This is a genomic window from Treponema socranskii subsp. socranskii VPI DR56BR1116 = ATCC 35536 (assembly GCF_000468115.1).
Classification (GTDB): Bacteria; Spirochaetota; Spirochaetia; order Treponematales; family Treponemataceae; genus Treponema_D; species Treponema_D socranskii.
In genome coordinates this window covers 119,261-142,704 of the sequence record NZ_AVQI01000067.1, presented here as the reverse complement: position 1 = coordinate 142,704, position 23,444 = coordinate 119,261, and the positions used below count along the sequence as shown (strand labels likewise).

Here is a 23,444-nt window from a genome sequence, read left to right as displayed (position 1 = left end):
TTTTTTACACTTTTTTTTACCACCGCAGCACAGCCGCTCCTGTCGGCACTCGCATCGTATCCGACTCGAAAGCATCGCGCAGGCCATATTCGCTCAGACACTGAGCACTCAAATGAAATCACCTTTCGAAAATTTATTAATTATTAATATAGCTTTCCGTCCTTTTCATCTTAAAAGTGAACTTTTTCCCAAGTGAAACGGGAAAAAGATACTGCAGCGGAATACTTTTTATTCTATAATATTGACAACACCTCGCCCACGCGTTGACCAGTTTTTCCATACGCTATAAAATTACCGCTATGGCACATTCGGCTCAAGACGCCTCCGCGTTTTTTTCCGTCACGCAGATCACAAATCTCATCAAAGAAACAATCGAAAGTTCGTTCGCTACCGTCATAGTCGAAGGTGAAATTTCCAACTGCAAACTGACGAGCGCAGGCCACATCTATTTGACGCTGAAGGATGCAGGTGCGCAGCTCGGATGTGCGATGTGGCGGAGCGCGACGCCCTCTCTTTCGTTTTCGCCGAAAGACGGTATGCTCGTGCGCTGTACCGGACGTCTTACGGTATACCCGCCGCACGGCAAATATCAGCTCGTCATTTCGCGCATGGAAATCGCAGGCGCGGGAAATATTTTACAGATGCTCGAAGAGCGCAAAAAGCGCCTCGCCGCCGAAGGCATATTCGACGAAGCGCACAAAAAACCGCTGCCGCTTTTTCCGAAAACGGTCGGTATCGTCACGAGCGCGACGGGAGCCGCCCTGCGCGATATCCTGCAGATTATGAAGCGGCGGAATCCCTGCGTATCGGCGGTCATTTTACCTGCGACGGTGCAGGGAGAAGGCGCGGCGGAAACGATCGTGAGGCAGATAAAAGTCGCAAATTATTTCCGGCTTTGCGACGTGCTTATCGTCGGCCGCGGAGGCGGCTCCCTCGAAGATCTGCTTCCCTTCAGCGACGAAGCGGTAGTACGCGCCGTCTACGAATCGAACATACCGGTGATTTCCGCCGTCGGACACGAAATCGATTGGGCGCTTTCCGATTACGCAGCCGATTTTCGAGCCCCGACTCCGTCGGCCGCAGCGGAAGCCGCAATTCCGCTCAAAAGCGATATCATTCGCACGCTGCAAACCTATGCCGATACCTTCCATACGGAAATAAAACGCAAAGTCGAAAACATGAAACTCGTCGTGCGCACGTTCAATCCCGAAAACCTCGAACTGCAGTTCCGAACTATCGAACAGCCGCTCCTCGCGCGCTTTGACGGCGCAAAAGTCGCGCTGCTGCAAAACATCGATGAAAAATTAAAAGACGCAAAGCACCGCATCGCCCTGTGTACGCATGTACTCGAAAGCGCAAGTCCCGAAAAAATTTTTGCACGAGGCTATTCGATGGTGCGAGATACGTCAAGCGGAGAAGTCGTGCGGGATGCATCGCTCGTCGCAGTCGGAGCGGAACTTGAAATCGTTCCGGCAAAAGGACAACTTACGGCGACCGTCAAAAGCGTATGCACAGAGGCAAAGCACATTATTAATTAATAATTTACAAGGAGTCTGTCATGAAAAATTTTGCAAAAAACCTTGAAACGCTTGAAAAGCTTACCGCCGACATCAAGCGCGACGACATATCGCTCGAAGATGCGCTCAAAGATTTCGAAACGGGCATAAAACTCGCGCGCGGCATGGAAGCCGAAATCGACAGGATCGAAGGAAAGATCCAAATGCTCATGAATGAACCCGCACCCGAAAGCGCGGATACGCCCGAACTCGATCTCTTTTCGGGTACCGACGAAGCGACGGGAACGGCGGGCGCTCCGCAGGAGGGCACGCGTCAATGAGCGATGCGAAACCGGTACGGCAGCTTTCCGCCGAAGTCGCGAGGAAGATCGCGGCGGGCGAAGTCATCGACCGGCCGAATGCGATTGTGCGAGAACTCATGGACAACGCGGTCGATTCGGGTGCAGACGGCATCGCCGTCGAAATCGATTCGGGCGGCATCGAAAAAGTGCGCGTCGTCGACAACGGTTCGGGCATGACGAAAAGCGATCTGCAAAACTGCGCGCGGCCGCACGCGACGAGCAAAATCGAAACGGAAACCGATCTTTTGCGCCTGTCGACGCTCGGCTTCAGGGGAGAAGCGCTTTCGTCGATCGCCGCCGTATGCCGCCTTTCGATCATATCGGGCGGCTGGAAAATGCGGGCGTCGGTAACGGAAGATCACATCATCGAACGGAGTGCATCGACTGCGGGTACGATCGTACAGGCGGAAGGTCTTTTTGAAAACTTTCCCGCGCGGAGAAGATTTTTAAAACGCCCGGCAGCCGAAGCGCTCATGTGCAAAAACACGTTTATCGAAAAGACGCTTGCGAGGCCGGACATAGCCTTCTCGTTTACTGCGGACGGCGAGCGGCGCATAACGCTCGAAGCTGGCACGAGTTTAAAAAAGCGATTCGTAGAAGCGGCGCTCCCTTCCGAAAACGCTTCTCTCTTTTACGAAATCTCAGGCTCTTCGGGCGGAGAAAATCCCGACTGGAGTTTTACCTGCGTCATCGGAGAACCGGGTGTATCGCGCACAAATAAAAAAGACATATACATCTTCGTAAACGGCAGAAGGATTACCGAATATTCGCTCGTACAGGCGATCGAGTACGGCGGTCAAGGTTATTTTCCGAACGGCACCTATCCCGCAGCCGCCCTCTTCGTCACGATGAAAAGCGATCTTGTCGACTTCAATATTCACCCGGCAAAAAAAGAAGCGCGCTTCCGCGACATCGCAAGCCTGCACCACGGCGTAAGCGGAGCTTTGCGGAATTTTTTTCATCAATATACTCTGCGCGAAATGAAAAACGACCGCAACGATGAAATTAACAATTTTCAATCTTTCGATTTCGATGCGGCCGGCGGAAGCGGAAAAGGCATATCGTACGGAAAAAACAAAGACTCGATCCGGCAGGCGAAAGATTTTTCGCGCATCGTCATGCACCGCGGCGCAGGTGACTTTACGAATCCCTATGCCCGCGAATATAAAACCGATGCATACAAAGCGCGCTATTCGATAAACCACGAAGCGCAGGACGTACCGCTTGAACTTGCAAAAAAAGCGCTTTCGTTCGATGAAACGAGAGACGGCACGGCAAGCGATGCGGCAGACAAAACAAAACTATACGACATCGAAAACGCAGCCGAAAAAATCAAAACAACAAACGGCGGTTTTCACTTTCTCGGAAGCGCGCTCGGCACTTTTTTGGTTGCCGAAAAAGGCGATACGCTGTATATCATCGACCAGCACGCGGCTCACGAGCGGATTCTCTACGACGCCATTATGCAAAATCAGGGAAAAAGTCAAACGCTTCTCGTTCCCTATGAAATCGTTACGCAAAACGCGGCGGACGATATCTATTTGACGCGCATACGGGATGAGATGAAAAAAGCCGGCATTGCGGCAAAAAACAAAGGAAACGGAGTGTGGGAGATAAGGTCGGTGCCGGAGCGCTGGAAAGGAAGCGAAAACGATCTGTACCGCGCCCTTCTCGAAAAGCGAGTCGCCCCGGAAGACGTCATTTCCGAGATCGCCGCTATGACCGCGTGCAAAGCCGCAGTTAAAGACGGTTATGTGCTTGACGATGCGGCCGCTTCGGATTTGGCGGAAAAGGCTCTCACCCTCCCCGACCCGCACTGTCCGCACGGAAGACCCGTGTGGACGGCGGTAACGAGGGCGGAGCTTTTCGCCCTCGTAAAGCGCACGTAAATGTCCGCCTGCTATCTTGCCTGAGCGCCGCCGTTTCGAAGCGCCGACAAAAGCTCCGTCACTTCGGCGCGGCGGTGATTCGGCTGCTTGGTTTGCACTTCGCTCAAATATCGTTCCGCGCCTGCCGTATCTCCCGTCGACATACATACTTTTCCGAGTTCGATATATGCATCCCAATTCCTGCCGTCGCGCTTGATCAGTTCGGTGTACGTCGTTTTCGCGTTGTCGAACTGACCGTCGCTCGCGTAGGTTTGCGCGAGATTCGAGCGCACCGTATTGTTGGACGGATCGAGGCGCAGCGCGTTTTGATAAAATTGAATCGCATTTTTATAATCTTTTTTTGCGAGGTATGCGCTTCCGAGATTATTGTTCGCTTCGAAACTTTTATTGTCCGCATTGTATGCTTGTCTGAAAAGCTTAAGCGCCGTATCGACGTCGGGCGGATTCATTTCGAGGTACATTTTTCCGAGATTGATTTTCGATTTTTCGTGATTTTGATTTAAGCGCAGTGCTTCGACGTAGAGCGGAATCGCTTCTTCGGATTTTCCCGCCTCCTGCAGCATAAGCGCATAATTGTATACGATGTTCGCTTGCGCGGCATTGCCGAGTGACGACTTCGAAGCGTAGGCGCGCTTTGCATAGGTAATCGCTTCGGCATCTTTGTGCTCCGCGTACAATGTTGCGGAAAGATTGTAGTACGTCGTCGGGTCTTCTTCCGTCGGACTCAAAAGCGCGAGCGCACGGCGATAGCAATTTTCGGATGCGGCGTAATTTTCCATCGCGTAGTATTCGGAACCGAGTTCGCGCAGCGCGTTGCCGTTCACATCGTTTACGCGGAGCACATTGTTGTACGCGCTGACAGCCCCGCTGTGATCGCCCTGCTTTGAAAGAAGGCGGGCTTCTTCGAGATAGGCTTTTTCGTAATTCGCATCGGTCGTCCGTGCACGGCGGAAAGAAGACAGCGCTTCGGCTTCGTTTCCCGTTCTCAAGTTTGCCAGTCCGAGATTGTATTGAGCCGGCGCAAATCGTCCGTCCAAATCGACGCTTCTCTGAAACGATGAGCGGGCGTCGCTGTAGCGGCGCGAAAGGTATTGTGCGCGTCCGAGGTTATAGTGATAGAGAGCATTCGATCGGTCGTTTTGCACCGCTTTGGAAAGTTCGTCGAGCGCTTTCGGATAATTCTTTGTGTCGAAAGATGCCATACCGAGCACATAGTGGGAAGCGGCATCGTTCGGCGTTTTTCGGATCGCTTCTTCGGCATAGCCGACGGCCGCATCGCGAAGCCGCCTTTTGTCCGCATCCGATGCCGCGTTTTGGGAAGCGTCGTAAAGCGCGGACGCCATTTCCGAATTTTTACTGCCTGAAAAAAGCGGCTCGCCTGCGGAAATCGGAAGCATTTTTTGCGCCTTGCCGAAATGATTGAGAGCCGAATCGATTTTATTTGCCGTCAAATCGGATTTGCCCTGCGCGATTTCGGTATTTACGCCGTCGATTTCCCTTTGAATCGCACGATTTTTGCGCGCAAGTTCTTCTTCGGCTGCTTTGCGTGCCGCTTCTTCTTTTTGCTTTTGCGCCGCAAGCGCCTTTGCCGCCTTTTCTGCTTCGGCTTTCCGCTCGCGCTCCAAAGCTGCCTCAGCTTCCCTTTGTGCGGCGATTTTCGCTTTTCGCTCCCGTTCGGCAGCGGCCTCTTTTTCCCGCCGGGCGGCATCTTCTGCCGCGCGCGCCTTTTGCTGCGCCACCGTTCGATCGGCTGAAGACTCGGATGCGGCATCGCGTCCGCCCGTCCGCTGAGCAGATCCCGCATCGACATTTGACGCGGCATCTGCACCCGAGCCCTTTCCGCGAGAGAGCAATTCTTCGAGTTCTCTTTGCGTCTTCTGAGCTTCGGCCGTACTGCGCGCAAGCTCATCCTGCATCGCCCCGTCGCCGGACTTTGCGCCTTTTAATAAAGCGAGTTCATCGAGCAATTTTCGTACTTCGGCATCCGAAGGATCCTTTTTGAGCAGCTTTTCGAGAATACTCTGCGCGCGATCGTAGTCGCCGCTGTCCATGTAAAGCTGAACGGAAGCGAGCGCATCGCCGCGTGAAGCGGATGTTGAACCGGATAAAGCGGATCTATTTAAAAAAAAACCGCAATAAGGGCGATGATGACTGCCGCGCAGATAATCGCGATGACGATTTTTTTATTCAATTTTTTTTCGGATTCGCTTTCGACGGCATCTCGACTTGCCGGCTTGCTTCCGGCGGAAAAATCGGCAAACGATACTTTTTTCACCGGCTCTTTTTGCTCGGTTGTATGCACCGATACCGGCGCATCGCCGAAAATCGGCTTCGATGCGACAAGCGTGTCGACCGCTTTACGAACATCCGCGCTTTCAGACGTTTTCACGGAAACCGATTTTTCACTTGCAACGGGCTTTTCCGGTACAATCTTTTTGGCAGCTCGGGGTTTTGTACGCGTGCTTTCGGCAGCAGGTTTAGCCGCCTGCATTTTTACAGATGCCGCTACCGCCGGTTTGGCGGCAGCCTTTGCAGTCGTTTTTTTTGCAGCCGTCTTGGGCGCAGTTTTTGCCGTCGCTTTTACATCGGCTTTTTTTACGCTCGCTTTGACGGGCATCTTTGCGCTTGTTTTTTTGGCGCCCGCCTTTTTTGCGGCCGGTTTTTCGACAGCTTTTTTAACTGCCGGCGTTACCGATTTTTCAACCGGCGCCTTTTTTGCCGTCTTTTTTACGGCAGCCGTTTTTTCAGTCGTCTTTGTCTTTGCCATATCCCTTTCCTTTGCTATAAAAGTTCAATTTCGAGTTTTCTAAAACTCAAAATTTTCCATCAGTTTCGCGTAATGCCGGAATGGCGAGTTTTGCAAACAAGTAAAATCGTGCGAAAGGCAAGGTTCCGGCTGCGTGCCGTTTCGAGCGTTAGGCTTACGAAAGCCTGGCTTAAAAAGCTCGAAGCGGCATACACGGCGAGTTTGCAGAGCAAACTCGGTAGTGAGCGCAGCGAACGAAGTTCTCGCCGCAAGCACAGTTTTATCAGTTCATAGTTTCAAAACTCGTCATTCGACCTATAAAAATATCCCGTTGCACTACATCAATCGAGTTCCGGTTCCGTTTCGTAGCCGAGCGTATCTTCCGCCCCACCCGTCATATTTTCGGCATTCGTAGATCGCAGCGAATTCGCTACGTCTTCGAGCAGCTTTTTTTTGCGCGCTTCTTCGGCAGCCCTCGCCTCGGCTTCCCGCCGCGCTTTATCGGCCGCCACGCGCTCCTGCTCGGCATACATGCGCGCTTCTTCTTCTCTGCGCATCCGCTCCAGAGCCGCAGCCGCCCTCGCATCTTCTTCCCGCTTTACAAGCTCGGCACGGATGAGCGCGATGACGCGTTCGATTTCAGTCCGCTGCGGATCACCCGGCACCTTTTCGATATAACGCTCGTAATCGCCGAGCGCACCCTCAAGCTGCATCTGATTGAGCCGCGCGTTTGCCCGATTCAAAAGCGCTTTTGCAAAATCGGGAGAAGCGCTCAGCGCAAGTGAATAGCAGCTGTCGGCTTTCGCGTAATTCCCCGCGGCGAATGCGGAGTTGCCCGCATTGTATGCGAGCACTTTTTTGTCCGTACCCGGTACGGCGAGTCCCCTTTCAAAGACCGCGACGGATTTGTCGTACTGTCCCGTTTGATAATACGAAAGGCCGAGATAATTATACGCGGCGACCGAAGCGCTTCCCGACGAAAGCTCCCGTTCGAGAATCGGGATAGCGGCAGTCGGATCATTCGATTTAAAAAGACGCTCTCCTTCGCTTTCCGCAAACAACGGCGCTGCAAAAAGCAAAAAAAGAATCGCTCCTTTAATGTATCGGTTCATTTTACCGTTCCGCATTCAATTACAACCTTTCTCCATTATCGGTCATTTGACAGAGTTTAATAAATCTACTAATCTAGTATACAGCAATTTACAATTTTACAAAAGACCGTTTTATACATATTTTTTCGAATGCGTTTGTGCGCACGGATGCGGCATTTTCGAAAATCGATATGTTCCGCATCCCGCATTTCATACGGAGGATTTATTATGGAGCCGATTCAAATCGCAGTTATCGCAGCGCTCATAGCGTTTATCGCGGGACTGCTGTTGTTTCTCACAAAATCCGTACTCGCACCGAAACGCGCCGAAAACATCCTCAAACTCATAAAACAAAAAAAACTTTCCGCAGCCGAAAAACTCGCAAAGCAGATCCTCGCAAAGGAGCCGAAAAATTACCTCGTCCACTATTATCTCGGCAAAGCCTATCTCGCCGAAAATAGAGCCGAGCTCGCGCTCATGGAATACAAAACCGTAAGCGAAAACGCCGTCTTCGGAGACGACATCGCCGAAGTTCCGTTCCGAAAAAACCTCGCAGCGTTGTACTTGCAATGCAATCAGGACGAAAACGCGCTCCGCGAATTTCTTCTGCTCACGAAGCTCGAACCGGAAAATGCCGACGCGTATTACAGTGCGGGAAAAATTTACGAAAAGCAAAATCGCACCGATACTGCGCTCACATTGTTTCGCAAAACAGTCGCCCTCGATAAGCGCCGCGCCGAAGCGCACGCTTCCCTTGCCCTCCTCCTCGCAAATGCAAAACAATTTGCCGAAGCGAAAAAGGAAATCGATCTCGCCCTTTCTCTAAATCCCGAAGCGTATTCGAATTATTACTACCTCGGAAAGATATTAAAAGAAAATAAAGATTACGCCGGCGCCGTCAAAGCCTTTGAAAAAGCGCAGCGCAGTACGGAATACCGCGAACGCTCGCTCATCGAACGCGGCATCAGCCTCATGCTTGCAGGCCGTCCCGACAGCGCACTCATCGATCTCAGTCGCGCGGTCGAACTCGACAAAGCGGGCATCAAACAGGAAACGCTGCACGCGCGCTATTGTATGGCCGCGTGCTTTGAAGTGCTGCGGCAAATCGACAACGCGATAGCACAGTGGGAAATCATCTATAAAAAAAATCACGCGTTCCGCGACGTCGCGGCAAAGCTTGCAAAATACAAAGACATACAGACGAACGACGCGCTCAAAGATTACCTCACATGCGGCAACGAAGACTTTACGGCGATGTGCGCAAAGCTCACACAAAACGCGTTGTCGTTCGCAGTCCAGCGTTCCGACGCGGCAAAGTGGGGATGCCAAATCATCGCGACGGAACGAGATGGTGACTGGATGAGCGTGCGAAAGCAATTATACTTGCTGCGTTTTTACCGTTTTTCCGATCCGCTCGAAGATTCGGTCGTGCGGCAAGCGCTCGACGACCTCAAGGGGACGAACTGTTCACGCGCATATATTTTTTCAAGTTCGGATTTTTCTCGAAGCGCGCGCACATTTGCGGAAGGCAGGCCCGTCGAGCTTATCGGTAAAGAGCAGCTTGAACAGGCACTGAAAAAATCGGGTGTATAATGAAAATACTCTGCGTTTCGGATATGATCGATCCGCTTATCTATAATCAAAACGCTTCGTCGCTGTTTTCCGATATCGATATGATTTTATGCGCCGGAGATTTACCGATGGACTACGTCGATTTTATCGTATCGATGTTCAATAAACCGACATACTTTATCTTCGGCAATCACAACTTAAACGAATTTCACTATTATCATTCGAGCGTTCACGCTCCTGCGGAAAAGCGCGGGGAAACGCACGGGCACGGAGCCGCTTACTGCGGGTTCCGCGTCATCCGCGACAAAACGCTTTCGTTTGCCGATCCCGTAACGGGGAAAAAGACGCCGCTCCTTATCGCGGGCGTTTCCGGATCGCGGAAATACAACAACGGTCTCAACCAATACAGCGAGGGAGAGATGAAGCGCCGTCTCATCGGTATGATCCCTTCTCTTCTGTGGAACAAACTGCGTTACGGCAGATATCTCGATATCTTTTTAACGCACGCATCTCCGAGGGGCATTCACGACAAAGAAGATCCGTGCCATGTCGGCTTCGAATGCTTCAACTGGTTCATAAAAAAATTTTCGCCCGTCTATCTCGTGCACGGGCACATCCACCTGTACGATATACGCACCCGCCGCATCACCGAATCGGGCGCAACGACAGTCGTAAACGCATACGCGCACTGTCTCATCGAATTTCCGAAAACGGGAGGATCGCAATGAACGGTAGCTTGTTTTCGTTGCAGACGGATGAAGATTTTAATAAAGCGCACAGCAAAGCGCTGTTCAACGAAATACAGCATTTTTTAAATCCCGAAGAAGCGTCTCTCATTTCGTTTTCGGAAATAAAATCGCTTTTAAAACCGAAAGACGAAATTTACGTCGGATTAAAGACTATCCCGCTCGACAAGATCGTCGGAAGCGAAGGCCGCTATAAAGATTTCGATAACCGTTTTTTTCCGAAAAGCGGATTTTTGCGCGAACGCTGGAAACACGTCGATGCGGCGCAATACGAATCGATCATCCTGCCGCCGATAAAAGTGTACGAGCTCGGCGGCCTGTATTTTGTGCGCGACGGCAATCACCGCGTTTCGGTCGCAAAAGCGCGCGGCATCGAATTCATCGACGCGGAAATCGTTTCATTGCAGAGCGAAATAAAATTAAAACCCGCGTACACGCTGAAATCGATGATAAAAGAGATCATTTCGTATGAAAAACGGGTGTTCTACACCGAAACGAATTTCGGAGACATCACCGATTTTTGGTCGCTCGATTTTACATCGACAGGACAGTACGATATCATCTATAATCACATACTGACGCACAAAGCGTATATCGAAAAAAAACAAGGCGCCGAAATGTCGGCAGCGGATGCGCTTATGTCGTGGTTCGAGGACGTCTATCTTCCGATAATCAAAGCGATAGACGACAGGCACGTCATGCGTTATTTCAGGCAGCACACGAAGAGCGACCTCTACGTGTGGATTATGTTGTATTGGGAAGAATTGCGGGAAAAATTCGGAGACGGCGTGCAGCTCGACGAAGCGGTGCAGTCCTTTACGCGCAGCAAACGAGTACATTTTACTGCCCGCATAAAAAACGGCATCGAACGCATCATGTTTAAAAGGGAAATAAAATCACCTTGACTGCGTATCGCTTCAATGATAAAATATTTAAATATATTGTATAGTATGTGGAGTTAAAAATTGTATTCGATCGATTCTTTTATACACATACCGATTATAACGGCAGCGGTATTGCTCACGATTCTATTCCTGTTGCTCGTCGTCATACGGTACCGCAATACGGCAAAAGCGAGTTTTGTGCTGTACGTCGCGCTCGGCATCCTTTTTGCAGGCCTTATCTATATGCTCCGCTCTTCGCTCAGCATATACCTCGTCGCCGCCATGCTCGTTTCGGAATTGTTCGTGCTGCCCTATTTTGTCATTCTCGCATTCGGCTTTCCCCGAAAGCGCGAAAAAAAAGAAGAGCCGGAAGAGAGCTCCGAAGCCGAGCTCGATTCGCTTGCAAACATATCGTATGAAAAAAAGATCGATACGAATGAAGAGTTTGCGGCAAAGGCGGCCGAACTTTTTTCGCTCGACAACAGCTTGAGCCAATTTCTCGACTACTTCAATGCAAAGCTCACCGAAGCGGCAAAGGCCGACGGCTGCGTCATCCTCCTGTCGGACGAATTCGACAATTTTCTCACCGTCCGTTCCATGACAGGCTCGTTTCCGCCGCCGTATAGGCTGCCCGATACGCTGCCTCACAAGCCGGTACGCGTCGAAGCGAATTTCCGTTATATGCAGTTTCAGCTTTCCGACACAATTTTCGGAGATGTTGCGTCGTCGGGCGAAGCCGTACTTATAAAAGACGCCTCTCACGATCCGCGCATCTATCAAAACGGGCCGGAAGATTTCCTCGCATGCGGCTCCTATATCTGCGTTCCGATCCGCATACAGGGCAAAACGATCGGTGTTTCGGCGCTGTCGCGGGATCCGAAAAAAGAGAGCTTTTCCGAAATCGATTTCGAACGTACAAAGACGCTTACCGATGCGGCCGCTTCGGCGCTCCGCACGCTTTTGAGCTTCCTCGACTACAGCGAAAAACGTAGCCTCACGGAAGAAGGCAATACCGCAGCGAAATTTCAAAAAAAACTCATCCCCGAAAAGATACCCGAAATGCTCGGCGTATCGCTCGGAGCGTGGTCGGTGCAAAACGAAAACGTGTGCGGCGACTATTACGATATCGTGCCGGTGCGGAAAGACCGTACGCTCTTTGTCATGGCCGACGTCGTCGGAAAAGGCATGAATTCGTTCAGCGTCATGGTGATGATTCGCACGATGCTGCGTATGCTCGCACCTTCTCCGCAAAGCCCCGCTTCTATTTTAAAATGGATCAACCGAGGGCTCTGCGCGGAGACCGGCATTGAAGATCACTTTGCGAGTGTCGCCCTCGTCGATTATAACCCTTTAACGCGGGAAGCCCGGCTTTCGACGAGCGGCATCAATCCGGTGCTCGTCTATACCGCGAAAACGGACGACGTGTCGCAGCTGTCGAAACAAAACGAACCGCTCGGCGTCGAAAAGACGTCGGTATTCGACGAAATAACCGTACAGCTGCAAAGCGGCGACATTCTCGTAAGCTGTACGGACGGCTTACTTGAATCTCTGAGCGAATCCGGTGTACAATATTCAACAGCACGCCTCATGCAAGTTATCAAAACGAATCGCGAATTGTCCGGAGCGGAAATTGCCGAACGTGTAAAAGCGGACGTACAACTCCATTCGGGTACCGCACAGCAATACGACGATCAAAGCCTTTTGATTATAAAAATTCGGTAAAACAGGAAGGGATATCTATGGAACTGAAAATCCGGAAAAACGGCGACATCTACATCATCGATGTAAACGGAGAGATGGATCTGTATAATTCATACAAGCTCAAAGAGCTCGTCATGAAGATGCTGGAAAAAAACGTCAAATTCTTTGTCATCAATTTGGAACAGGTCGATTATATCGATTCGTCGGGAATCGGCGCACTCATCTATATCTGTTCGACGATCAAAAAGATGAATCTGCGTCTTTCCATTGCAAATATTCACGGTTCGGTAAAAAAAGTTATCGAATTGACAAAGCTGACCGGATATTTTCCGATCGCAAACAGCATCGAAGAAGCGCTGCAGATGGTCAAAGAATAAGATGCTCTTTGCTTTTATCTAAGAAGCACCGATGAAAGCGATAAGCGCATAAATCGGCGCTTCTTTCGTTTTTTATAAATCTTTAATTATTACAGAGCTTTATTGCAAAACGAACATTTAAAAAGGAGTTTGTCCTATGGCACGCGAAGAAGAGATAAAAGAACTGCACTCGGACGATAACGATCCCCTGTTCAATACGGAAAACATGCTCGTAAAAACCTTTCCGTCGGATTTCAGACAGATCAGATATTTTACGCTTTTGATCGTCCAGTCGGCGCCGACGGAAATCAGAGAGCTGAACCTGCTCGAACAGCAGATAAGCGAAGTGATCAAAAACGCCGTCAAACACGGCAACCGCTGCGACATGAATAAAAAAGTAACCGTCTGGTATTCGTTCAGCCCCGCTCACGCCCATCTCATCGTACAGGACGAAGGCGAAGGTTTTAAAAATCTTGAAGAGTGGAACGAATTCAACCGCAAAAGAATCGAATGCCTGCGCACGCAAAATTTCGAAGACCTCGCAAACTACGTTTCGTTCCGAACGGCAGCGAGCGACGAGCACGACGGCGGAAATGCGCTCTTTGCAGCCGTCGAATATTGGAACGGCGGATTTGTCTTCAACGGCAAACGCAATGCGGTCGCGATGCTGAAAAAGTTTAAGCAAAAGCATCACGTCATACACTGAGACTCGCAGGCAACACGGCTTTTGGAAACGGCTTTTTTTGCAAATGTGCTCTTGACAAAAATCAGCTGCGTGAGTATTTTTTTAATGAACGACAAGTTTGAAATGTATGCCGTAAAATCGGGGGTGCACCGGTTTCGACGGATACGGGAAAGCTTGTACTGCAGGTAAGGCCGCGTTTCCTTTGAAAACGCAAAAAAACATAACTGCCAAACGTGAAGAAGACTTCGTGTCTGAAGACGAACAGTTAGCTCTTGCTGCGTAAGCGGCGACTTAAAGAGCCGGAAACCCGTCCGCGCCGCTCTGAGCTGGCGGGATTTCCGTCGTAAACCGGAGCTTGCTGCGTACAGTGTCCGATATGTACGCAGGACATCTATCGGAATACGGAGCGGACACCTGCTGTGCCGTTAAACGCTCCCGACAATCACCTCGCACAGCTACACCTGTAGATGTACCTGTTTTACGTACCCGGACGGGGGTTCAATTCCCCCCATCTCCAAAATTCATTTTATACTGATACTATAGACGAGGGTGATAATATGGTTTTTTTTCTTACCATCTTGTATCTTCTCGTTGCCGGTATTATAGGCGCATGTATCGGCGGTTTTATCGGTAAAATTGTTTCAATTTTACTTTCTCCTTTTATAAAGCGCTCGCTTAAAAAACGCGGTGTGCAATGATCGCTTTACTTATTCTTGCCGTGATAATCGGCGCCGTTTTAGGCTTTTACTACCTCGTATGGCTTCTCGTTAAAGCCGTTCATAAACGCCTTGACGATAAACTCCCGTCCGTCGCTCCCGAAAAACTCGATTTACTCGTCGCGCTCGGACTATTGTTTCGAAAGAATTAACGTTCAAGCAATTTAATTTATTAAACCTCTCGCGTGCCGCTTTATTTTCCGCGCTTTCCTTTATAGGCAGCGCCCAAATACGTTTCAGCTTCGTTATCGTTTTATCTTTGCCGGGCTTTGAGCAACGGTAGCTCATAATTTCGTTAAGCTTCGTTCCCGTAAGCCCGCAATTACGCAGGGCTATTATTTTCTCAAGTATTGTTATAAAACCGCACTCCGACAATCCTCGCAGCGCTAAGCGGGTATTTTAATCGTCGGTGCTCGGTATATCTGTTTCCATAATGGCTATTGTTTCTTCGATAGTTGAAAGCCTGATTGTTTTTCCGTTGTCAATGGCATATTGCGGATAGCCGACACAAGCCCCTTCGTTTGATTTCAGCCATACTGAATATATCTTGTTTCCGTGCCAATCGGGGCGGACTTCGTATGTGTCAAAATCTGCGCTGTGTTCACCGATAAAATCTTGAATTGTCATTTTTCGCCCCCCCCCCGTAAGATTTCGTTTGCCGCATTCACAGTTATATCACAATTTTCTACGTCAAGCAATTTTAGGGATATTATTCAAATTTGCACTTAATCCCAACGACATACGATTTGATTTCACTTGCGATGTCGGCGGTTATCGTTATGAGAATTATTTTGATAAAAACGATAAAAAATATTACTTGAAGATTTATTAAACTTCTTCGATAATAATAACCTTACCGTCTCTTTTAATCGTAAAAGAAATATTTGTCGGTGTTACAACTGATAAAAGAGGATGTTCAGTATAAATATTGACATTCTGTTCTTCCGTATGAGCCGCCAACGTAAGCGTTCCGCCGTATGTGTCGGTTAATAAATTATTCGCTTCTTTAAGCGTTATATTAGAATTTGAATTGTTTTTTATCGTAAATTTATACACAGGCATATCGACGAAATCTATTTTTAATTTATCGCCGTTTGAATAATTATAATATTTATTAGTTAAAACTCTCGGATTATTCAACAATTCAACAGCATCAGTCCATCTTGTTTGTATCGTAATACTGCTGCCTGCGGCATTAGATACACTGTAAGTAATTCCGTCAATCTTAAAATTGATCGGTGTTATCGAAGATTTATTCGTTACCGTCGCATTTTCCATTCTGTTCGGCTCGGTAATATTACAAGCGTTTAAAGAAATAAATATAAAAACAAAAGTAATAAATAGAATTTTTCTCATAATTATTGATACCCTCTGCTAAATATAATATACACGGTTTTAATATAAAGCAAGTAACGATTTTTATCGTAATTACCGTTCCTGTCCGTATCTTTAATTTAATATGCGTAAAATTTCCGGCGCCGCACTTTCCTACTGCAGCGCCGCACGCACGGCGTCGATCTCTTCTCGCGTAAGGCCGGCCTTCGTGCGAAGATAATTTTCGACGACTTTTCCGACGTTCCGATCGGTAACGCTTCGTCCTCCGTTGATCGATACGAGCGTACCGATAATGACGCCTCCGATCATATCGTACTGCTCCGTGCCTTTTTTGACGCCGAAATAATTTTCGAAGCTCGTCATATAATCGGCTTTGATTTCATCGAGCGTCGCGCCGCACAGCGCTTCGAGCAAAGCGCATACATAGCCCGCACGATCTTTTCCTTCATTGCAGTGAACGAGGTAAGACGCGCTTTTCTTTTCGCCGATAAAGACGAGAGCGTCGTGCAATTTTTTAATAAAATCTTCGTCGGCAAACGAAACGCCCATGTTGAGAAAAACGACATCGCCTCTTTCCGCAAGCGATTTGTAATACGGCGCTTCATCGATGTGTTTCCAAGCGCTTTCGCGGCTGTCGGCAAGGTTTACCGCAGCTTTTATGCCGTTCGCCTGTATGAGCTTTTCGGCATAAGGGGCGCGCGCATCACCGTAGACGGGATTGCACGATCGGTACAAGCGGCCGGACGCAATGCATCCCGCTTTTACTTCGCGAAAATTGGCAAAAACTTCGTCGGATGCATAGTCGCTTCTGTTTTCGCTTTTTTTAAGCTGGCGGATTTTATAGTCGGCAAGGTATGCGCCCTTCCCTTTCATCGCGACGGCGACGGGAGTGCCGGCTGCAGCTCCGCTCGTTTTGACAAAATTACCCATATTGATTGCGAACGAAACGCCTTCCTTGCTCAAACGGATGAGGTATTTTCCGTTATCGACGTCGCTGTAATTCGTACACACGGGAGCATCGAACGCGAAAGCGCCCGCCTTTACCGACACGATGTCGCCCGGCTCGAAACCCGCTGCGGTAAATTCATCCTGCGTAATGCTGAGCGCGCAGTTTCCGTATTTGTCGATCGACGAAACCGTCGTTTGAACGCCCGCGCGGGGAGACTCCGCGGAAACTTTTTTTATCGTCGCGCAGCTTGCCGCAAAAAGAGAGGCGATAAAGAGCAATGCAATCGGCATCACGCGTACTTGTTTTTTCATCGTTATTCCTCCATGATTACCGACTATATCACAAAAAGCCGAGTTCGAACACGGGAGAGAAATATTTAAAACGTTGAACCGCGCGGTATCAGTGTGACGGGAAAAATCGTTTGGGCAGGAATCGTTTCACCCTTCATTTTTTTAATAATAATTTCAAGCGCACAGCGGCACATATCTTCGACCGGCTGGTGAATCGTTGTAAGAGGAGGACTCGTGAGAGAGGCGATATCGGTGTCGTCGAAACCGATTATCTTCAATTTTTCCGGAACCGATATATTTCTTGCCGCACACGCTTGAAGCAATTGCGCTGCGATGATATCGCTCGTTGCAAAGATTCCGTCAAATCGTCTGTTTCCGTTAAACATATCATCTATCGCTTTGCGATAATCGAAATCTTTAAACTGCTCTTCGCTTGTCGCAATGACGACCGGCGCGACGCCCGCTTTTCGGCAGGTATCTTCAAACGCTTTTGCCCGATCATCGGCCGGAAGCTTTATGCGCGGAATGCCGCTGAAAATTGCGGGACGCTTGCAGCCCTGCGCCAACAGCAATTCGGCGGCATAGACACCTCCTCGATAATTATCGCATAAAACGGCCGGAATCGAATCGGAAATCGAGCGCTCTATCGTAACGACGGGAAATTGATCGAGACGGCTTGCAATTTTACCGCTTCTCGTACAGAGAATGATACCCGACACTTTGTTCGATTTTAACATATCGATATAGTCGCTTTCTTTTTTACTGTTTTGCTGTGAATTACACACGAGCAATTTAAATCCGTTTCGAAATGCGTATTTTTCGAGATAATTGATGCATGCAGAAAAAAACGGATGCAGCAATGACGGTACGATCGCTCCGATAAATTTCGTCTGCTTTTGCGCAAGCGCACGCGCTATTTCATTCGGACGGTAATCGAGTTCGCGCATAACGTTATATACTTTTTCTCGTGTCCGCGTACTGATATAGCCTCTGTTATTGAGAACGCGCGACACCGTTGTCACCGTTATTCCGGCTTTTTCCGCAACGTCTTTTATCGTAGCCAAAACATAACTCCGCTCTTATACGGTGATGACCATACCATCATAGGTTAAATGCATATTGTCTTTTTCGGCAAGAGAAGCGAATTCATCGGGAGATAAACCGCACATATGCGAAAAATGATTGAGGTATATTTCCGTCGACGCGTCAATAAGACCGCATGCTCGCAGTCGTTCGCAAAACCTTTTGTCTTCGGCCAATCCCATGTGTGCATCTCCGGGCAGCGTACCGCGTGCGCAATCAAGACTTACGGCGGAAAATGTTTTTCCGAACCGATTCAATGCATCGAATGTCCTTTCACGCGGAAACCCCGTATCGTTACCGTAGAGAAACGAATGCGTTCCGTCAGAAAGAGCAAAAATGCAACAATCTTCACCTTGTATATGATTCGCTTCAAATGCGGTAAATTCGACGTCTCCGACGGAAAACGGTACTCCGTACGATATCTTCGAAAAACGCAGCTTAGACGGATCGGCATGAACTTCTTCAAAAAATTTTTTATTAATTTTTTTCCGAACGGTATCGTTTCCCCATACCGAAATATAATTATCGTTTTCATCGATGTGAAGCAGCACGGTTGCGCCGCTCTTGCATCTGAGCATCAGCGACATAAGATCGAGATGATCGTCATGCGAATGCGTAAAGACAATCGTATCTACGGCGGAAAGGTGCAGGCGGTTTTCCCAGCTCTGCATAAAAATATCGGGTGACAGATCTATGAGTATATGTTCATTTACAAGCGCACAGCTGCGCGTTTTTCTGTTTTTACCGCCGAGTCGTCGCACTTTTTCACAGGCAGCGCATTCGCAAAACGGAGCGGGGAATCCTTCTGCCGCACCCGTTCCAAGATAACGGATTCGAATCATAACGCACCTACCCCTTAATACCGGTCATCGTAAGCGATTCGATAAACTGCTTTTGAAATACGATAAAGACAATAAGCACGGGCAGCGTCATGAGAGCGGCGAACGCGAATATCTGTCCCCAGAAAATATGGACGTCGGTAGAAAGTGCCCGCAGTGCGAGCGGCAGCGTACGATACGTCTCATCTCGCGTTACAAGTGTCGGCCAAAGCAGATCGCCCCACGATCGTACAAAACTCATAATCGCGACCGTCGCCATAATAGGCTTTGACAGCGGCAGCATTATTTTCCAAAAGATTCCGTTATAGGATTCTCCGTCGACGATAGCCGCATCGATAAGTTCCTGCGGCATACCTTTAAAATGATTGTAATACAAAAATATGTGCATCGGATAACCGGCCGTCGGAAGCGCAAGTCCGATATAACTGTTAAGCAAATGCATTTTATTAACAATCATAAATCTGTTGATGATGACGGATTCGGTCGGGATGATGGCAAGGGCGATGACGAGCGCCAGCAAAAAATTCTTTTCCTTAAACGCAAGCATACCCAAAACATAACCGGCCATCGCATTGATAATCGTTACGAGGGCGACATTGATAACGGCAACGACGACGGAATTTTTAAAAAACGTAAAAAATTTTACTTTGCCGACAATCTCTGCATAATTTTCCCATGAAGGATGCAACGTCGGAATAAATGCTTTGATCGTGGACATATCCGCCACAATCCGCATATCGTCTTTTACCGATGAAATAAACATATAAAAAACCGGCAATATAAAAATCAATGCAATGAGGATGTATAAAATATAATATACGACTTTTGCCGTCGTTCTTTTTACAATCGATGTCACAATCACTTCTCCTTCGTCAAATGATTTTGCATAAGCGAAACGGCAAAAACGATCAAAAAGAATACGACGGCGATCGCCGAAGAATATCCGACTTGATTGTTGATAAATCCCGCTTTATAGAGAAGATAGATAACCGATACCGTAGCATTTTTCGGTCCGCCGTTCGTCAGCACGTACACTTGCGTAAAAAGTTTCAAAGACCCGATCGTTACCGATATAAGCACGTACACGAGCGTATTGCGCAGCATTGGAATTGTGATATAAAAAAATCTCTGCGCTACGGAACATCCGTCGAGATAGCTCGCTTCATACAATTCATGCGGAATATACTGAAGCCCTCCGAGTATAATAACCATTTCAAGACCGAGAGTTTGCCATATATACATAAATGCAAGACACGGCAGCGCTTGATTCCCGTTTTGCAGCCATGTCTGCGGCGGAATGCCGAATACGCCTAAAAACGAATTTAAAAGGCCGGCTTGCCCCGGAGAAAAAATATACGACCATACTACGGCAACGACGGTCATCGTTACGACTTGCGGACTGAAATATACGGCTCGAAATACTTTTACGCCGGTAAGCTGCTTATTCACAAAGACGGCGAGGATCGTTCCAAGTAAGAGAACGGCGGGAACAACCATGAGTGCATATAAAGCTGTATTACGAAATGCAATCGCCGCCGTTTCATTCGTAAACAGGCGCAGATAATTTTGCAAGCCGACGAAATCGGTCGGCTTACCCATCCTCGGTACGAGCATTTTATTCGTAAACGAATAAAAGACCGCGAGAACAAAGGGAAAAAAATAAAAAATAAAAATACACAAAAATGCGGGAATGCAGTATATCCGCGCGGTACGGGCTTGACTTTTCTGCAATCCGCTTAATTTTTTGGAATAAGACTTCATGCCGCCTTCCTCCATAAAATAGCTGCAAGCAAGGGGCTGTCCAAAAACTTCAGTTTTAGGACAGCCTTCTTCCTACTTGTCCCAGCCGTTTTCTTTGATGACGGCATCGATTTCTTTCGCTGCGGCACTAAGCGTTGTTTTGGCATCGGCACCGTGAATGATGTCTCCCGTCGCCGCCTGCATGGCCGTATAGATCGTCATGTGTGCCGGAGTAAGAGGCCGAAGAACGGAAATACCGGCTTCAAGTTGTTCACGGTACAAATACAACCGTCCGCCTTTTTGCAAAGCTGCAACTTGATCCATAACCGATTTTCGCGACGGAATGGCTCCGTTAAAATCGGTAACAATTCTGATATTCGCCGGTTCAAGACTCATCTGCAAAATCCGCCATACTTCATCCGCAATTCCGTTTTGTTTTGCGGCGGTCGTCATAGCCCATACGGTTGAACCGGAACACGTAAACACGCCTTTTCCGAAATTCGGCGTCGGAATGATTATCGCATCGTCTCCGAGATTTTTTACATGATCGGTATATTTCCAATGACCGATGAGTGCAAGCGCGCTCTCTTTTTTACCGTAAAATGCATCTTCGTAATCACATCGGCCGTTGAGATATCCCTGCTTTAAAAGCCACGAGAGATAATCGTAAGCGGCTACCGTATTCGCGCCGTCGAGCACTCCTTTTGCATGAAACGTTTTCCTGTCGATATAATCGCCGCCGAAACTTGCAAGGATGGGCATATACGTAAAATAGAGCGTCGACGGTTTATTTTGGCGTATATAAATCGGATACGGAACCCCGCTCAATTTGAGTTTTTTGAGTACATCTTCAAATTCCGCTTTCGACCATGCCTCTTTATAACTTACCGGAATGCGTACCCCCGCCTTTTGGAGCATCGCTTTATTTGCCCACAGCCCCATACCGGCGTCGAATTGTGCCGTCGAAATAAGCTTGCCGCGATACGAAGACTCGGCAACGACGGATGGAATCAAATCGCTTTTTAAAGATGCGGGCATATATGTATCGAGCGCTTCTATGAGTCCCGCTTCATAATACGCGGGCATTTGCAAATAATCGACGATAATCATATCCGGGGCGTCTCCGACAACAGGAGCTACTTGCAGCTTTCCGTCAAGTTCGTCTTTCGGGTAATATTCGTCTTTAATCGTAATGCCCGAAGTCGTTCTGATAGTATCAAAAAGCTTTCGATACACACCGTCTTCGGCACCGCTGCTTACCCATACTTTGACAAAGTCCTGCTTGCGTTGCGCACCGTCGGTTTGTCCCAGCGCCGAAACGGCGGATACCGCCACACTGCCGGCAAGCAAAACCGCTATCCATCTTTTCATAAAGCTGTCCTCCAAAAAATCTTTATTAAGAAATGAGAACCTACGGCTCCCTCTATAAAAACAAATTTATCTGTTCGATCCGGCATATAAACCGAATCGCATTACAATTAATTCATAACAAATTTTTTGTAAATTTTTCGGCGCACTTCCTCAGTTACGCCGATCGCATCGAGGTACTGCGAGGCACCGCCGTAAGCTTTATGCAAAAAAGCGAGCAGCTTTTCCATATTCATATAGTGAGAACCGGAAACGTCGGTCATAAAGCCTTTGATATACGTGTGGCTCACTTCGTAGTCCGCGACGATATCCTTTTCATCGACTCCTGCAATCGTATATAAAAACATCGCGGTAAGTCCCGTGCGATCCTTTCCCGCAACGCAATGAAACACCACCGGCCCTTCGGCATCCGCCAAAAAAAACAGCACTTTGCGGAATTCATCACCGCTCACCGTGAGAAGCTGTCGATACATATGGTGCAGCGTATGCGTCATATACACATCTCCGTGTACATTGAGCTCATGCGGCCGAATTGACCCCTGCACCGATATGTTTTTATAAACACAGGATCTCGGTCGGCAATCGGGTCGTGCCGACGTTTCCGCCGGGTGCCGCAAGTCAAGGATTGTCCGTATTCCCAAATCTTCAATACGCTTCAAGTCGGCTTTCGTTGCTTTTGCGAGTTCCGTCGAACGGTAAAATACCCCGTACTTTGTCATCCCGCCGCCGCTGCATTCCCAGCCGCCGAGATCACGAAAATTTTCAATACCGTCAAAATGCAGCCGTCTGTAGGATTTCATACAGCTCCTGTCGGAAGCGGATCCCGCGTCGTTTTTGCATCTCCGAAAAAGAAATAAAAATCCTGCACTTCCGTTTCCATCATCGATTTATTTTTCCCGTATTGTTCCGCAGCAGCAAACTGTATGCTGCGATCATAGGGTATTCTTTTGAAAATAATCGTACCGTCTTCTATAACGGCATACTGCGCACTTTTATCGTGTTCGTCGGGACGGCGATATGATATGCTTCCCGGATTTATCCACATCCTGTTTCCGTACAGGTAATGGGCGCATTGACGATGCGTATGCCCGACAATAATGCGGCGTTCAAACGCATTATGATAAGACTCCGGCGTATTTGCATTCCAAAATGCATCGAACTCTTCGATACTGTTTATATCGCGATACGGAACGGTTTTATCGAAACGATGCGCCATAAGATAATACCGACCATCTTGTTCAAACGAAATAATCTCAGGGAGCGAATCTAAAAAAGACACACGGGCGGCATCAAGCTGCAGACAATTTTGATGAACCCATTTAAACTGCATCGGAGCAATAGTTTTCGATACTCCCGATTTCCATACATTTACCAAATGCTCATCATGATTGCCTTTGACAAGGCGGCTCTCCGCTCTATGATTACGAAACCAATCGATAACGGGCTTCGGTGAAATGCCGTAGTCGACAAAATCTCCTGCGCACCAAACCCAATCAAAACCCGCTTCTGCAGATAAAACGGCCGAAAGGGCTTCGAAATTGCTGTGAACGTCGGAAATCAAAAGTACGCGCATAGGTATAAACGAGTATAGCACAA

23 protein-coding genes and 1 other RNA gene are annotated in these 23,444 nt (G+C 48.5%); 11 read left to right on the top strand and 13 right to left on the bottom strand.

Annotation, left to right across the window (positions count from 1 at the left end; all coding sequences use genetic code 11):
- The first annotated feature begins 299 nt into the window (after positions 1 to 299).
- From xseA to mutL, 3 genes are read left to right on the top strand one after another with little or no spacing between them, the layout of a single operon-like run.
- Complete coding sequence (gene xseA / locus HMPREF0860_RS09395; RefSeq protein WP_021329996.1) at positions 300 to 1,538, top strand: exodeoxyribonuclease VII large subunit; 1,239 nt, start codon at positions 300 to 302, stop codon at positions 1,536 to 1,538.
- 20 nt (positions 1,539 to 1,558) lie between these two features.
- Entirely contained in the window at positions 1,559 to 1,837 is a 279-nt protein-coding gene (xseB, locus tag HMPREF0860_RS09390) for an exodeoxyribonuclease VII small subunit (protein ID WP_021330004.1), read from the top strand.
- Entirely contained in the window at positions 1,834 to 3,747 is a 1,914-nt protein-coding gene (mutL, locus tag HMPREF0860_RS09385; protein ID WP_021330009.1) for a DNA mismatch repair endonuclease MutL, read from the top strand. The genes xseB and mutL overlap by 4 nt, the downstream gene beginning before the upstream one ends.
- Before the next feature lie 11 nt (positions 3,748 to 3,758).
- Here mutL and HMPREF0860_RS09380 read toward each other — a convergent pair whose 3' ends face one another.
- The 3 genes from HMPREF0860_RS09380 to HMPREF0860_RS09365 all read right to left on the bottom strand — a co-directional run bounded on the left by HMPREF0860_RS09380 (position 3,759) and on the right by HMPREF0860_RS09365 (position 7,605).
- Complete coding sequence (locus HMPREF0860_RS09380) at positions 3,759 to 5,909, bottom strand: tetratricopeptide repeat protein (protein WP_331270935.1); 2,151 nt, start codon at positions 5,907 to 5,909, stop codon at positions 3,759 to 3,761.
- Complete coding sequence (locus HMPREF0860_RS13355; RefSeq protein ID WP_021330001.1) at positions 5,867 to 6,514, bottom strand: hypothetical protein; 648 nt, start codon at positions 6,512 to 6,514, stop codon at positions 5,867 to 5,869. The genes HMPREF0860_RS09380 and HMPREF0860_RS13355 overlap by 43 nt, the downstream gene beginning before the upstream one ends.
- A gap of 320 nt (positions 6,515 to 6,834) precedes the next feature.
- Positions 6,835 to 7,605 (bottom strand): tetratricopeptide repeat protein, encoded by a 771-nt coding sequence (locus HMPREF0860_RS09365; RefSeq protein WP_051169932.1) that lies wholly within the window; start codon positions 7,603 to 7,605, stop codon positions 6,835 to 6,837.
- 207 nt (positions 7,606 to 7,812) lie between these two features.
- On the opposite strand from HMPREF0860_RS09365, the gene HMPREF0860_RS09360 reads away from it, so the two are divergent.
- From HMPREF0860_RS09360 to HMPREF0860_RS13835, 8 genes are all read left to right on the top strand, one after another.
- The gene (locus HMPREF0860_RS09360; RefSeq protein WP_021495698.1) at positions 7,813 to 9,177 is read left to right on the top strand and encodes a tetratricopeptide repeat protein; all 1,365 of its coding nucleotides are present in this window, start codon (positions 7,813 to 7,815) and stop codon (positions 9,175 to 9,177) included.
- Positions 9,177 to 9,884 (top strand): metallophosphoesterase family protein, encoded by a 708-nt coding sequence (locus tag HMPREF0860_RS09355; RefSeq protein ID WP_021330006.1) that lies wholly within the window; start codon positions 9,177 to 9,179, stop codon positions 9,882 to 9,884. Before HMPREF0860_RS09360 ends, HMPREF0860_RS09355 begins: the two co-directional genes overlap by 1 nt.
- Positions 9,881 to 10,807, top strand: coding sequence for a hypothetical protein (locus HMPREF0860_RS09350; RefSeq protein ID WP_021330008.1), 927 nt, complete (start codon positions 9,881 to 9,883; stop codon positions 10,805 to 10,807). Before HMPREF0860_RS09355 ends, HMPREF0860_RS09350 begins: the two co-directional genes overlap by 4 nt.
- Positions 10,808 to 10,867: 60 nt before the next feature.
- A complete protein-coding gene (locus tag HMPREF0860_RS09345) occupies positions 10,868 to 12,508 on the top strand; it encodes a PP2C family protein-serine/threonine phosphatase (RefSeq protein WP_021329998.1) in 1,641 nt (546 codons plus the stop codon).
- A 17-nt stretch (positions 12,509 to 12,525) separates the two neighbouring features.
- Positions 12,526 to 12,864 (top strand): anti-sigma factor antagonist, encoded by a 339-nt coding sequence (locus tag HMPREF0860_RS09340; RefSeq protein WP_021330003.1) that lies wholly within the window; start codon positions 12,526 to 12,528, stop codon positions 12,862 to 12,864.
- 136 nt (positions 12,865 to 13,000) lie between these two features.
- The gene (locus tag HMPREF0860_RS09335; protein WP_021329995.1) at positions 13,001 to 13,549 is read left to right on the top strand and encodes an ATP-binding protein; all 549 of its coding nucleotides are present in this window, start codon (positions 13,001 to 13,003) and stop codon (positions 13,547 to 13,549) included.
- Positions 13,550 to 13,668: 119 nt separating this feature from the next.
- Positions 13,669 to 14,048: a transfer-messenger RNA gene (gene ssrA / locus HMPREF0860_RS13620) on the top strand.
- Positions 14,049 to 14,222: 174 nt separating this feature from the next.
- Positions 14,223 to 14,396 (top strand): hypothetical protein, encoded by a 174-nt coding sequence (locus HMPREF0860_RS13835; protein ID WP_156002055.1) that lies wholly within the window; start codon positions 14,223 to 14,225, stop codon positions 14,394 to 14,396.
- 247 nt (positions 14,397 to 14,643) lie between these two features.
- Here the strand turns inward: HMPREF0860_RS13835 and HMPREF0860_RS09330 are convergent, their stop codons facing one another.
- The 10 genes from HMPREF0860_RS09330 to HMPREF0860_RS09285 all read right to left on the bottom strand — a co-directional run bounded on the left by HMPREF0860_RS09330 (position 14,644) and on the right by HMPREF0860_RS09285 (position 23,421).
- Positions 14,644 to 14,871, bottom strand: coding sequence for a hypothetical protein (locus tag HMPREF0860_RS09330; RefSeq protein ID WP_021330002.1), 228 nt, complete (start codon positions 14,869 to 14,871; stop codon positions 14,644 to 14,646).
- Positions 14,872 to 15,072: 201 nt separating this feature from the next.
- Positions 15,073 to 15,522: a hypothetical protein gene (locus HMPREF0860_RS09325; protein ID WP_038080153.1), complete on the bottom strand. Its 450-nt coding sequence runs from the start codon at positions 15,520 to 15,522 to the stop codon at positions 15,073 to 15,075.
- A gap of 210 nt (positions 15,523 to 15,732) precedes the next feature.
- The gene (locus HMPREF0860_RS09320) at positions 15,733 to 16,839 is read right to left on the bottom strand and encodes a tyrosine-protein phosphatase (protein WP_021329214.1); all 1,107 of its coding nucleotides are present in this window, start codon (positions 16,837 to 16,839) and stop codon (positions 15,733 to 15,735) included.
- 65 nt (positions 16,840 to 16,904) lie between these two features.
- A complete protein-coding gene (locus tag HMPREF0860_RS09315) occupies positions 16,905 to 17,882 on the bottom strand; it encodes a LacI family DNA-binding transcriptional regulator (RefSeq protein ID WP_021329213.1) in 978 nt (325 codons plus the stop codon).
- A 15-nt stretch (positions 17,883 to 17,897) separates the two neighbouring features.
- Positions 17,898 to 18,743: an MBL fold metallo-hydrolase gene (locus tag HMPREF0860_RS09310; RefSeq protein ID WP_021329111.1), complete on the bottom strand. Its 846-nt coding sequence runs from the start codon at positions 18,741 to 18,743 to the stop codon at positions 17,898 to 17,900.
- Positions 18,744 to 18,750: 7 nt separating this feature from the next.
- A complete protein-coding gene (locus HMPREF0860_RS09305; RefSeq protein WP_021329161.1) occupies positions 18,751 to 19,596 on the bottom strand; it encodes a carbohydrate ABC transporter permease in 846 nt (281 codons plus the stop codon).
- Positions 19,597 to 19,598: 2 nt separating this feature from the next.
- Positions 19,599 to 20,501, bottom strand: a complete 903-nt coding sequence (locus HMPREF0860_RS09300; protein WP_021329103.1) for a carbohydrate ABC transporter permease — start codon at positions 20,499 to 20,501, stop codon at positions 19,599 to 19,601.
- 72 nt (positions 20,502 to 20,573) lie between these two features.
- Positions 20,574 to 21,851, bottom strand: coding sequence for a sugar ABC transporter substrate-binding protein (locus tag HMPREF0860_RS09295; RefSeq protein WP_021329173.1), 1,278 nt, complete (start codon positions 21,849 to 21,851; stop codon positions 20,574 to 20,576).
- 107 nt (positions 21,852 to 21,958) lie between these two features.
- Positions 21,959 to 22,648 (bottom strand): tyrosine-protein phosphatase, encoded by a 690-nt coding sequence (locus HMPREF0860_RS09290; RefSeq protein ID WP_021329133.1) that lies wholly within the window; start codon positions 22,646 to 22,648, stop codon positions 21,959 to 21,961.
- Positions 22,645 to 23,421, bottom strand: coding sequence for a metallophosphoesterase family protein (locus HMPREF0860_RS09285; protein ID WP_021329098.1), 777 nt, complete (start codon positions 23,419 to 23,421; stop codon positions 22,645 to 22,647). Before HMPREF0860_RS09285 ends, HMPREF0860_RS09290 begins: the two co-directional genes overlap by 4 nt.
- Positions 23,422 to 23,444: the final 23 nt, after the last annotated feature.